13 protein-coding genes are annotated in these 12,141 nt (G+C 49.5%); 7 read left to right on the top strand and 6 right to left on the bottom strand.

Annotation, left to right across the window (positions count from 1 at the left end; translation table 11 throughout):
• Positions 1-10 precede the first annotated feature (10 nt).
• The 3 genes from ACO6VG_RS08290 to sfsA all read right to left on the bottom strand — a co-directional run bounded on the left by ACO6VG_RS08290 (position 11) and on the right by sfsA (position 2,979).
• Positions 11-1,156 (bottom strand): DegT/DnrJ/EryC1/StrS family aminotransferase, encoded by a 1,146-nt coding sequence (locus tag ACO6VG_RS08290; RefSeq protein ID WP_422136496.1) that lies wholly within the window; start codon positions 1,154-1,156, stop codon positions 11-13.
• A complete protein-coding gene (locus ACO6VG_RS08285; protein ID WP_422136495.1) occupies positions 1,153-2,091 on the bottom strand; it encodes a Gfo/Idh/MocA family protein in 939 nt (312 codons plus the stop codon). Before ACO6VG_RS08285 ends, ACO6VG_RS08290 begins: the two co-directional genes overlap by 4 nt.
• Before the next feature lie 153 nt (positions 2,092-2,244).
• The gene (sfsA, locus tag ACO6VG_RS08280; protein ID WP_422139644.1) at positions 2,245-2,979 is read right to left on the bottom strand and encodes a DNA/RNA nuclease SfsA; all 735 of its coding nucleotides are present in this window, start codon (positions 2,977-2,979) and stop codon (positions 2,245-2,247) included.
• Positions 2,980-3,325: 346 nt separating this feature from the next.
• Here sfsA and dksA point away from each other — a divergent pair, with 346 nt between their 5' ends.
• From dksA to ACO6VG_RS08265, 3 genes are all read left to right on the top strand, one after another.
• Entirely contained in the window at positions 3,326-3,769 is a 444-nt protein-coding gene (dksA, locus tag ACO6VG_RS08275) for an RNA polymerase-binding protein DksA (protein ID WP_422136493.1), read from the top strand.
• A gap of 134 nt (positions 3,770-3,903) precedes the next feature.
• Positions 3,904-4,821 (top strand): tRNA glutamyl-Q(34) synthetase GluQRS, encoded by a 918-nt coding sequence (gene gluQRS / locus ACO6VG_RS08270; protein ID WP_422473456.1) that lies wholly within the window; start codon positions 3,904-3,906, stop codon positions 4,819-4,821.
• A gap of 63 nt (positions 4,822-4,884) precedes the next feature.
• On the top strand, positions 4,885-5,658 hold the full coding sequence (locus ACO6VG_RS08265; RefSeq protein ID WP_422136491.1) for a hypothetical protein: 774 nt from the start codon (positions 4,885-4,887) through the stop codon (positions 5,656-5,658).
• Positions 5,659-5,671: 13 nt separating this feature from the next.
• Here ACO6VG_RS08265 and ACO6VG_RS08260 read toward each other — a convergent pair whose 3' ends face one another.
• A complete protein-coding gene (locus tag ACO6VG_RS08260; RefSeq protein WP_422473454.1) occupies positions 5,672-5,992 on the bottom strand; it encodes a type II toxin-antitoxin system RelE/ParE family toxin in 321 nt (106 codons plus the stop codon).
• Complete coding sequence (locus tag ACO6VG_RS08255; protein WP_422136489.1) at positions 5,989-6,231, bottom strand: type II toxin-antitoxin system ParD family antitoxin; 243 nt, start codon at positions 6,229-6,231, stop codon at positions 5,989-5,991. The genes ACO6VG_RS08260 and ACO6VG_RS08255 overlap by 4 nt, the downstream gene beginning before the upstream one ends.
• A 139-nt stretch (positions 6,232-6,370) precedes the next feature.
• On the opposite strand from ACO6VG_RS08255, the gene ACO6VG_RS08250 reads away from it, so the two are divergent.
• The 4 genes from ACO6VG_RS08250 (at position 6,371) to ACO6VG_RS08235 (ending at position 11,778) form a co-directional block, all read left to right on the top strand.
• Positions 6,371-6,547 carry a hypothetical protein gene (locus tag ACO6VG_RS08250; RefSeq protein ID WP_317143910.1) on the top strand — a complete coding sequence of 59 codons (177 nt, stop codon included), beginning with the start codon at positions 6,371-6,373 and terminating at the stop codon, positions 6,545-6,547.
• Positions 6,537-9,548, top strand: a complete 3,012-nt coding sequence (locus tag ACO6VG_RS08245) for an ATP-binding protein (RefSeq protein WP_422473452.1) — start codon at positions 6,537-6,539, stop codon at positions 9,546-9,548. The genes ACO6VG_RS08250 and ACO6VG_RS08245 overlap by 11 nt, the downstream gene beginning before the upstream one ends.
• A complete protein-coding gene (locus tag ACO6VG_RS08240; RefSeq protein ID WP_422136487.1) occupies positions 9,545-10,927 on the top strand; it encodes a sigma-54-dependent transcriptional regulator in 1,383 nt (460 codons plus the stop codon). The genes ACO6VG_RS08245 and ACO6VG_RS08240 overlap by 4 nt, the downstream gene beginning before the upstream one ends.
• A gap of 257 nt (positions 10,928-11,184) precedes the next feature.
• Positions 11,185-11,778, top strand: a complete 594-nt coding sequence (locus tag ACO6VG_RS08235) for a hypothetical protein (protein ID WP_422136486.1) — start codon at positions 11,185-11,187, stop codon at positions 11,776-11,778.
• A gap of 8 nt (positions 11,779-11,786) precedes the next feature.
• Here the strand turns inward: ACO6VG_RS08235 and ACO6VG_RS08230 are convergent, their stop codons facing one another.
• Positions 11,787-12,137, bottom strand: a complete 351-nt coding sequence (locus ACO6VG_RS08230) for a hypothetical protein (protein ID WP_422136485.1) — start codon at positions 12,135-12,137, stop codon at positions 11,787-11,789.
• Positions 12,138-12,141: the final 4 nt, after the last annotated feature.

Raw genomic sequence — 12,141 nt, 5'->3', positions numbered from 1 at the left:
TGCCAGTTATTCAGGGTGCGACTCCGGCGAACCAGTACGCAAATTCTGCACTGTCATCCGAGAAGAAACGGGAAACCGACTCAGCGACCCGATTCACTTGTGTCTCCGTCATCCCCGGAAAAACAGGCAGGGAAAGACAATGCCGGGACACCTGCTCGGCAACAAAAAGATCCTGTGTCATTGGCAAACCCTCAAACACCGGCTGCTGATGCAGTGGCATCGGATAATACAGGGCTGATGCAACGCCCTGGCTGGCCAGATGCTCCCTCAGTTGATCTCGCTGATCGGTCAATACCGTAAACTGGTGGTAAACATGCTCCTGTCCTGTCGGCAACAGAACATCCATCCCCTGCAGACAGGAGCGGTAGTCTTCTGCTATTTTTTTTCGCTCTTCGTTATAACGTGCAATATGCTTTAGCTTGACCCTGAGCAGCGCCGCCTGCATTTCATCCAGTCGACTGTTGAAACCCATGCGTTCATGTCGGTATTGGGCGCTACTGCCGTGGTTTCTCAATAGCTTAAGCTGCTCCGCCACAGACTCCGTCTTTGCGGTGATTAGACCGCCATCACCAAAACCACCGAGGTTCTTGCTGGGGAAAAAACTGAAACAACCAAGGTCACCCCAGGTTCCCATCATTCTGCCGTTGACTGAAGCACCAAAAGACTGGGCGCAATCCTCAATCAGCAGCAGAGATCGCTCCTCACAGAGCCTCTGAATTTCCTGAATACGGGCAGGCAAACCAAACAGATGAACCACCAGCACTGCACGAGTGTGTTCAGTAATCGCTTCCTTTACCCGAAGCGGATCAATATTAAACGTCTCTGGTTCTATATCCGCAAACACTGGTGTTGCTCCCACCCGAACGATGGCCTCAGCGGTGGCAAAAAAAGTAAAGGGCGTCGTGATGACTTCGTCACCAGGCCCCAGACCCGCTGCTGAGAGTGCAAGCACCAGGGCATCGGTGCCATTAGCGCAGCTGACTGTATGATTAGCCTGGAGAAAGGTTCCGACTTCCTGCTCAAAAGCCATCACCTCCTCTCCCATCAGAAAACGACCTGAGTCGAGTACCCGTGTGGCCGCCGACCTGAGTTCCTGCTGAACAGGCTTGTGCCAGGCGAGTGTATCCACCATCGGGATCAGTGGTTCCGAGCTCACTGGATGCCTCCTTCAATGATGTCGGAAATCCGGGTAGCTAACTCCAGGGCACGCTGGCCATCTTCACCGCTGACCCTGGGTGCTTTTGAGTGACGAACACAGTTTAGGAAATCTTCTATTTCCCTGCGCAGGGAGTCGCTGTCTTTATAATTCAGTGCATCACACTCAATATTTGGAATGCCGGGAAACATCTCACCTTTGCCTTTGTAAAAGTGCGACAGATTCAGAGACTGAAAGTCGATACAAATGCACGACTTCTCCTGAAAGATGTGCATTTTTCGCTTGGCTTTCTGACTGATCCGGCTTGCGGTCACATTGGCTACGCAGCCACCGCTGAATGTCAGCCGTGCCTGGGCAATATCCACCGAGTCAGACAGAACAGCGGTACCGTTGGCAGCGACATCCACCAGTGGTTGGTTGACCATGCTGAGAATAATATCCAGGTCATGGATCATAAGATCCATAACCACATTGATATCCATGGAACGTGGCTTGAATCCGGCCAGCCGGTGGGACTCAATAAAGCGGGGTCTGTTCAACAGCGGGCCTACCCCGGAAAGTGCTTCGTTAAAGCGCTCCAGGCAACCTACCTGCAGAACCAGCTTCTGGTGTCTGGCTATCTGAACCAGCTCATGGGCCTCATTCAGGCTGGAGGTTATGGGCTTTTCGACCAGTACATGCACACCAGCCCTGAGAAAATCCCTGGAAATCTTATGATGAAGCAACGTAGGTACCGCAATACTGACAGCATCCACCTTATCTAACAGTTGTTGGTAATCAGCGAAGAACTCTGTAGCACAGTCTCTGGCAACAAGACGACCACTGTCTTCATCAATGTCTGCCACCCCGACCAGCTGAGATCCAGGTAACATGGCGTACTTATGGGCGTGAAACTTTCCCAGATATCCCGTCCCGACTACTGCGGTTCTGAGCATTAAAAGGTTCCATAACGTAATGATGTCACGCCCTTAAAAATAGACGTAATTTCGCAGGCTACACGAACCATCATGCAAAAAGAGGAATGAAATATAGCCACTGGATCTGGAAATCAGGGCAGGCGACTTATCAATGGTTGTTGAATCAGCCGATTATTGAATATCAAAAACGGGCAATGTCCGGGTCAGAGTAATTTCCTGCGTCGATATATCAGCGCCCAGAGCCATAATTTCAACCCCTGCTGCTGCAGCTTCTTTAATGGCCCGACCGTATTCCGGGTCAATATCATGAGCCGGAGCGACACGTTCAATTCCCGTGTGTTGAACACAAAACAGCAGCACCGCCCTATAGCCTGACTCAACCACGGCCATCAACTCCCTGAGATGCTTTGTCCCTCGTGTGGTGACAGCATCAGGAAACAAGCCCAGACCATCACCCACTGCCAGAGTGACACTTTTCACTTCAACATAACAATCTGGCAAACCTTCTTGCTGCAGCAAAAAGTCGATACGGCTTTTTTCTTCACCGTAAGGTACCTCTCTGCGAACCTTATCGTATTCTGTCAGCCCGGAAATCTGTTTCAGGTTCAGCGCTTCTGCCACCAGTTTGTTGGCTCTGCCGGTATTCAATCCGGCCAGGGTGTTTTTCTCCTCTGATCCGAACATAACGGGGATCTCGGCCAACTCCCAGGTGCAGGGATATTTCCGTTTGGGATTGCCGGAATCGAGATACCAGACCTGTTTACCCGGATAGAGACAATTTTTCATGGAACCGGTATTCGGACAGTGAAGGGTAATGCTACTGCCATCCTCCAGCTCAACATCTGCCATGAACCGTTTATAGCGACGAAGCAGGCGGGCTGACTGAAGATTTTTTTCAAATTTCATATCAATATTTTATTAAATCGGACGTTAATATTCTAAATCTGAATTCTATGATACTCAGTTGACGGTTTCCTCCGACAGTATTTTGTGATTACTATGTAATATGTGGATGATCACTTGTCGACAGCGGCAGAAGCATTTTTTTATGGCGCATTGCCATAGGTTTTGGTAGTTTCATCGCTTCTGTGAGGAAGGCAAGAGGCATAGGGGCCAGATTTAGCAGCTGATTCTGGCAACCCGTAGTGTTGACCTCAGCTTTCAAGGAAGCCGGTCTTATCCGGCGTTCGGATGGAAAGCTTGGCAAGAAGTATGTCGAGCTACTTAATGAGAAGGTGATGAGGCTGTAATCATGTCAGCACAGAAAAAAGCCGATCAAGGTAATTTGCTTCGCTCTTTCACTCCGTATGTGGAGAAAGAAGGCGAAGAATACATGAATGAAAAGCAGGTCGAACATTTCACCAACATCCTAAGGCAATGGAAGCAGGAGTTGATGGAAGAAGTGGATCGCACCGTAAACCATATGCAGGATGAAGCAGCTAACTTCCCTGACCCGGCTGACCGTGCCAGTCAGGAAGAAGAGTTCAGCCTGGAGCTACGCACCCGGGATCGCGAGCGCAAACTGATCAGAAAAATCGATAAAACTCTGACTCGTATTGAGGAAGAAGATTACGGTTTCTGCGACTCTTGCGGTGTCGAGATTGGTGTGCGCCGTCTGGAAGCTCGACCTACAGCCACTCTTTGCATCGATTGCAAAACCCTGGCTGAAATCAAGGAGAAGCAGCTGGGTCAATAATACCCGGTCATTGCTGACTTCACACAAAGCCGCGAATCATATCGCGGCTTTGCTGTTTTTGCGTTTATCAAACTGTATTGCCGAAGCATCGACAATACTCCCTTTCATCTGCTTATGGTCTGATGAGCCTGAACATGCCGACAGCAAAAAAACCTGCTCTCAGTCAAGAAAAGTCAAACTACATTGGCCGCTTCGCACCTTCTCCTTCCGGTCCACTACACTTTGGCTCACTGGTCGCCGCGCTGGCCAGTTTTCTTGATGCCCGCTCGCAAAACGGAATCTGGCGGGTCCGCATGGAAGATATTGATCCTCCCAGAGAACAACCTGGCGCAGCCCATCAGATTCTGAAGTCGCTGGAAGTCTATGGCTTGCTCTGGGATGACCAGGTGCTCTACCAAAGCGAGCGTTACGAGGCGTACCAGGACATCATCAGTGACCTGAAGCTCAGAGGTTTCGTATACCCCTGCACCTGTACACGCAAAGATCTTCATGGAACAGGAGGCGTCTATCCGGGTATCTGTCGAGACAAAACAGTCAACACAAAATCCCCACACTCCCTGAGGGTCAGATGCCCTGACACAATCATTGCGTTTCAGGATCAGATTCAGGGATCGATCGAATATGCGCTGCCAGATCTGGGTGACTTTATCATTCAACGCAAGGATGGTCTCTTTGCCTATCAACTGGCCGTCTGTGCAGACGACGCTTACCAGGGAATCACACACATCGTCAGGGGTCATGATCTTCTCAATGCCACGCCCTGGCAGATCCATCTGTTGTCTCTGCTTAACACTGCTGCGCCTGTTTATGCTCACGTTCCTGTTATCACCCTTGCAAACGGCGACAAGCTCAGCAAGCAGAACCATGCTCCCGGGATTCCTCTTGATCGACCTGAACAACAGTTAATTAAAGCGCTGAGGGCATTGGGACAAAATCCGGATGCCGAACTGGATGGCAGCAGTGTTTCCGAGATTCTGCAGTGGGGTATAGCGCACTGGCAGATAGAAAAGGTCGCAAAACAGCCTATTGTGCCACTGGCGACTTTATCCTGAAGATCGGGAGTGGTATACATAGACTATTAACCTTGTCGAGAAAGATGTGTCTAAGGAGTGGATATGTCCGTCATCAACACCGTTATTAAAAAAATTGTACGTCGTTGGCTGCCTGCTGCCACATTGCTTGTTATCCCCCATTCTCTGGCGTTTACCTCTCAGGAAATCGAGCCCGTCCCGGGAGCTACATTCGATGTTACCGACTCTGAGTTCTGTCAAAAAGCTCGTTTTGAACGCGAAAAGGCTGTTGGCAAAGAGCCGGATCTTTCGAAAATTGAGGTGGTCACCGCACAGGATGCTGCACTCTGCTTTACCCCGGATGAAAACCTGTTTTTCGTTGCTAACCAGGAAGCACAGAACATCCTTGGTCCTCACGCTCCCTGGTATTTGCAGATCAGCCGTGAGTTTCGTGAACGGGTGAAAGAAGCCTGCAAGATTATGGGCTACCAGAACGACGATGTCAGCCGGGCTTACGATCACTGCCTGGAGGACCGCTATGAAGAGCTGATGGGCCCTTACGAAGATAAGTATCGCAGGGAAGCAGGAAACTACCTCAGCAAAAGAAGACAGGTGGCAGAGAGTCTGGTGGTTCGTTGCGATGCCGCGTTGAGTATCAAACGCTCTCGCCTGCCAAGAGACCTCAAATTCCCTCTGGCTTATTACGATAAGCACATCAACGCCCTGCCCAGCTGGTTTCTGGAAGAAAAACTGGACGACACTGACTGGATCAGGAAAATGGCTGACCTGAAAGCCAACGAACTAATGAGCGACGTACTGGGCGACGACTGCCCGGGCAATATGGTTTACTGGGTGACCTACGATCCACCGGGTGTTTGATGTAGACATTTCCTCAGGGTAGAAACTTTTCTTTCGGGCTTCCAACTCTACTTGAAATGTCTGCTTTTTGATGTATGACACTTACAATGTCTGGCTGATGACGGGTCAATTTATAAAAAATAAGATGAGATCCCGCTAGAGCGCTTAGATATCCTGATTTGATCTCATGCCTTGGTTGACCCGCCTTGGGATTTTCAGCCAACCATTCAAATTTATCCGTTATCAAGCGTACGCAGTCGTCGGCTTGTTCCACACCCCAATGATTGAATGTATAAAGCCAGATTTTCTCAAGATCCATCAGAGCTTTTTTACGAATTTTATATTTACTACTCACAAATGTTTCCTGTGCAGTTCAGCCAATAAACCATCCGTACTGAAGTCTTCTGCAACCTGGCTATTTTCTCCCTCTTCCAACTCTTTTCTGAGAGCCTCAAGTTTTACTTCATCCTCTTCTAACTTCCGCAATCCTGCCCTGACCACTTCACTGACCGACTGATAACGGCCTTCCTTGATTTTTGCAGCCACAAACTGCTCAAAGTGATGCCCAAGTGTCACAGATGTATTTCTGCCCATTAACAAGCTCCTGTATTAGTTTGTCGTTACATATTAATACAAACTTCAGCACCTCCCGAGATAAATTCACCCTCTTTTGCGGTTTATCTCAACACTGGTTAACATGGACAGTCCGATTTAAAGCTCGTACTGAAGTTTCATGTACATCTATCGTCTGGTTTTGCTTCTGGTTATCAGTATCTACCTTTTCTCTCCCGCCATCATGGGATGGTGGATTACGACTGGCGATAGCTGGTACCAACCCTGGATTCTCTGGTTTTTCGTGATTCTGGCAGGCTTCCTGCTCCAGCCGAGAGGGAAGTCCGATGAGTTTTGAGCTCGAAGAACTCCTGCTGGTCAGTGTCGCCTATTTGCTGGCCTTATTCTTTTGTGCCTGGGCGACCGAGAAAGGTCTGATTCCCGAAAAAATCACCCGCCACCCTGCTGTCTATGTGCTGTCTCTGGGTGTCTACGCCTCCAGCTGGGCCTACTTCGGCAGTCTGGGTTTCGCGAATGAGCATGGTTATGTTTTTCTTGCTTTCTATCTGGGTGTGAGTGGTGCTTTCCTGCTGTCTCCGGTTTTGCTCCATCCGATTCTTAAGATTACCCGAACTTACCAGCTCAGCTCACTGGCAGACCTTTTTGCGTTCCGGTTCCGTAGCCCTGTCGCCGGAACCCTGGCCACTGTATTGATGCTGACCGCAACCATGCCTCTGCTATCACTGCAAATTCAGGCGGTATCCGACAGTATTCACCTGATCAGCAAGGAGTACTCTCCGGAACGACTGGCCATCGTTTTCTGTGTCATGGTAGCCCTGTTTGCGGCTCTGTTCGGGACTCGTAATCCCTCAACCCGTGACAGACATCAGGGTCTGGTCATGGCAATAGCGGTTGAGTCAGTGGTCAAACTGGTGGTTATGGCAACCCTGGGCCTGGTAATTTTGTTTGAAGTTTTTCATGGTCTTGATGGCGTGGAAGTCTGGCTTGCTGTCCATCAGGATTCACTGATAGAAATGCAAACACCGCTTGAGGACGGTCCCTGGCGCAGCATGCTGCTGATGTTTTTTGCTTCAGCGATTGTCATGCCACATATGTTCCATATGACTTTTGCCGAGAATCGTAGCCAGCGTTCTCTTCATATTGCCAGTTGGGCACTTCCCCTTTTTCTGCTGATACTGAGTCTGCCCACACTGCTGATTCTCTGGGCCGGTATCAAGCTGGACAGCCCGGTAGCGGCTGACTACTTCACGCTGTTCATTGGTCAGGCTCTGGATATGCCATGGCTAACCATTGTCGCCTACATAGGAGGGCTGGCGGCTGCCAGTGGCTTGACGATTGTCACAATACTGGCCCTGTCTTCAATGATCATGAACCATATAGTGTTACCCTATCACCCGCCTCGCCTTCAGATTGAGGTGAACATCTATCGCTGGCTGATCTGGTTCAAGCGATGCATTATTGTGGCACTGATTGTCAGTTCCTACGGCTTCTATCGCATGCTCGAAGCCGAGCGCGCACTCTATAATCTGGGGGTTATTGCCTACGTAGGCGCCCTGCAACTTCTGCCGGGAGCGCTCTGCGTACTCTATTGGCCCAAAGCCAATCATAAAGGATTTATTGTCGGCCTGATCGGCGGTACCACCTTCTGGTTCTTCACTATGATGTTGCCCCAGATGGTCGATTTCAGCCTCTTCAGTTCGACCATGAATGAAGTTTCGACCTATCTTTACCAACAGTGGCATCTGTTGGGTATGACTGCCTTGTCGGTCAATGCAGTACTTATCTATCTGGTCTCGAAGTTTACCCGTATGTCCCCCGAAGAGCGTTCAGCCGCCAGTGCCTGTCTGGTGGAAAGCGATAGCCGAAACGAGCAGAAAGTACCTGAAGCCAAGTCCGCCCATGATTTCCATGAAATGCTGAGCAAACCTCTGGGGGAACTGGTAGCCCAAAAGGAAGTATCCAGAGCACTCAGCGATCTCAACATTAGCGAAGAGGAAAATCGCCCCCATGCGCTTCGTCGGCTAAGGGAGCGGATCGAGAAAAACCTTTCGGGCCTGATGGGACCGACTGTGGCCCACGATATCGTTGACACTTTCTTGCCCTGGGATGAAAACAAGGGTTACGTTACCCGGGATATTCATTTCATGGAATCCCGACTGGAGGCCTATCACAGCCAATTGAGCGGACTGGCCGGAGAGCTTGACGATCTGAGGCGATATCATCGGGACACTCTGAATAATCTTCCCATGGCTCTTTGCTCCGTGGATGCGGCAGGAGAGATTATGCTCTGGAACCAGGCTATGAGTCATATGACCGATATTCCCGCCTCGGATGTCCTGGGCAGCCCTATGAACCAGATTCCAGAGCCCTGGAATAAGATTCTCGGCAACTTTGCCCGGATAGACAGTCACCACCTTCCTAAACATGGTGTAGAAATTAATGGGCAGTTGCGTTATTTCAATCTTCATAAGGCTAACCTTGAAGCACCATTATCCGGTGTCAGTGGCAACAAAGTGATGCTGCTGGAAGATCATACTGAAAACCAGATGCTGGAAGATCAACTGTTTCATAGTGAACGACTGGCTTCCATTGGACAGCTGGCGGCCGGTGTTGCCCACGAGATTGGCAACCCGGTCACGGCTATTGATTGTCTGGCCCAAGAGCTGAAAGCCCTTTCAGAAGAAGACGATACCCGGCAAGTGGCGGGTCAGGTACTGGAACAAACCAAAAGAGTTTCCAGAATTGTGCAAATGCTCATGAGCTACTCCCATAACGGTAAGAATCGATCAGAAACGAGCACTCATGAACCCGTCGATCTTTTTACCAGCGTTCAGGAGTCTATCAGCCTGTTGCAACTTGGACGAAAGAGCAGCAATATCAGCTTTCTTAACTTATGTGATCCAGATCACAGGGTGGCGGGTGACCCACAAAAACTGCAACAGGTTTTCATCAACCTGCTGAATAATGCTGTGGATGCTTCCGATGAGAACAGCACAATCACTATAAGAACATCGGCCTCTGACCATACCATCAAAGTCGACGTCGAAGACCAGGGTCATGGCATTCCTGCCAGCATTCAGGAGCGTCTGTTTGAACCCTTCTTCACCACCAAAGAGACGGGTAAAGGTACCGGCCTCGGTCTGGCACTGACCTGGAATATCATTGAAGAGCACTTTGGTACCATCAGAGTCATCAGCCCAACCGATAAAAATCTGGATAAAGGTACACGTTTTGAAATTTCCCTGCCGCGTCATGAGCCGCAGAGCATCAGGCAGCAGCATGGTTATATGACTTATCGGCCCCATGATTCATGGGAGCAGGAGGGGGAAACCGTATGAACCCGGGTAATATTCTCATTGTTGAGGACGAAGAGATTATTCGTGCCTCCCTGAGAAGATTGTTGGAAAGAAACGACTACAGCGTCAGCGAAGCGGGTTCTGTCCACGAAGCTGAGTTGTCCTACAGATTAAAAGACTTTGACCTGATCATCAGTGATTTGCGCCTGCCTGACTCACCCGGTACCGAGATGATCAACCTTGCTGAGGACGTACCGGTCCTGATTATGACCAGTTATGCCAGCTTGAACTCAGCCGTGAACACCATGAAAATGGGCGCTGTTGACTATATTGCCAAACCCTTTGATCACTCTGAAATGCTGGAACGTGTTGCCGCTATTATGGCAAACAAACCGGCTTTACCTGACAGATCAACTGAAGACGTGCTTAGTGACACACATACAGGATACAGCGGTATTCTGGGGCATTGTGACGCCATGAAGCTGCTCTTCAAACGCATCCGAAAAGTTGCCCCGACCGATGCCACTGTTCTGATTCAGGGTGAGTCAGGTACGGGTAAAGAACTGGTCGCCAGAGCCCTCCATGAGAACAGCCGCCGTGCCAATGGCCCAATGATCTCGGTTAATTGTGCGGCCATTCCGGAGACCCTCATTGAATCAGAACTATTTGGTCACGAGAAGGGTTCCTTTACCGGAGCCACTGCTGCCCGGACGGGCCTGATTGAAGCAGCCAATACCGGCACCCTTTTCCTTGATGAAATCGGTGAACTTCCCCTGGAGGCCCAGGCTCGATTGCTTCGGGTTCTGCAAGAAGGAGAAATCAGAAGAGTGGGCTCCGTGCAATCCCAGAAAGTCGATGTACGACTGATTGCTGCTACCCACAGAAATCTGCGCCAGCTCTCTGCAAGTGGTGACTTCCGTGAAGATCTCTATTATCGATTGAAAGTGGTAGAACTGAGAATTCCGGCTCTGCGTGAGCGAGGCAACGATGTCCTGATGCTTGCAGAGAAGCTGCTGGAAAAAGTCTGCAGCAAGATGGAGCTGGAAGTGTATTCTTACTCTCCTGAAGCCATGGCAGCTATCTGTCAACATCAGTGGCCGGGGAATGTGCGAGAGCTGGAACATGCCATTGAGCGGGCTGTCATTCTCTGTGACGATGACATCATTACGCCTGAAACTCTGGATCTGGATGTTCACGTCAAATCGACTTTCTTCAGGACTGACATCGGCAATACTGACAATAACAACGTGGTTGAGACTCAGGATGGTTTGTCACTGGAAGATTACTTCCAACGCTTCGTGCTTGAACACCAGAATCAAATGACCGAAACCGAGCTGGCTCAGAAACTCGGCATTAGTCGTAAAACACTTTGGGAGAGACGACAACGACTGGGGATTCCCAGGAAAAAAACCACAGCCTGAAACTGTCTGAAGATTAATCAATCTGATCAGGTCATCTTTCTGATTGCTCATCAAGACCCCCAGTTCGATGGGGGCGTTTTAAGCAAATTAAGGATAAATTATTTTTATAAATAAATAACGGCTCTTTCATAATGGATCGAGCTATCAAATCAATGGGAAGATACCTGAACACTGCCTATAATTTTTTTTGTTGCTTTCGCAACACCTCAGCATCTCTATTTTCATTTTCATTTTCATTTTCATTGAGAATATCTATTATGAATCTGCTACAACCAGACGGCTTATGTCGCAGGGCTTCCCTTGTTGCTTTGTCAGGCCTGTTCATCGGCTTCACTCCTCTCAGCCATGGGGATTTCGCAGACGATGCAACGAAACACGTAGAAGCTATTTTTAATGAGGGCATTGGCTTGAATGGAAACGTTGATCTCGGCAAATGTATAATGCGAGTTGATCCCAACAGTCAGGCAGAAATGAAAAATCCAGCACAAAGTGTTTTTAATCATCCGGGTAGTATCAAGGATGTGGGTATCAGCCTCAATAACTCTCACCTTGTGAGAGTAACCTTTGATGACATGCCAAATCCTACCTACCTGGTGCGCTCTGAAGACCTCATAATCACGTCAGACACCGGCAACAAGCCGGGTTGGGTAATCAGAGAGTTCAGGTTTACCAAGGGGGCGGCTATGGAAGCAAAAGTGCAGCTCAATGACAGCGTGGCATGGACCTGGGACTGCAATGACGCCGCTGTTAACATAACTAATGTACTGTTTCGGGACGACCTTCAATCTGCTCAACCCGATCAACCCTCTCAACCCGATCAACCTGACAAAAAGCCACCAGCAGAGTTGTAATGGTATCTTCAGGAGCCGGACTTGAGCTGGGCTATTTTCAGCTCATTTCTGGCCACCTTGAGATGGCTGATGGCGTCCAGGCCCATTTTCTTTAATCTTGACTCCTGGGCAGTCTGTTCACGATAGGCTGCCTCGGCGTCATCCCGCTGGGATTTGAGCACATCCATTTTCTTCGCCAGTTCTTCATCGGCTTCATGACTGGCCTCCAGCAACGCCATCTGCCCATTAAGCCGGGTCAGTTTTTCGGAGCACTCTCCAACCCGGTGCCGGGTTTCTTCAAGATTTCTCAAAATAGAAGTTTCAAAGGCTTCTGCATCACTTACCCGCTGCTGGAGCTGCTGAAGATGTTCAGATTCCATGAAT

This window comes from Endozoicomonas sp. ALB032 (assembly GCF_049310125.1).
GTDB lineage: Bacteria > Pseudomonadota > Gammaproteobacteria > Pseudomonadales > Endozoicomonadaceae > Endozoicomonas_A.
Note: the sequence above shows the minus strand (reverse complement) of the source record. Positions and strands in the feature narration are given on the sequence as shown.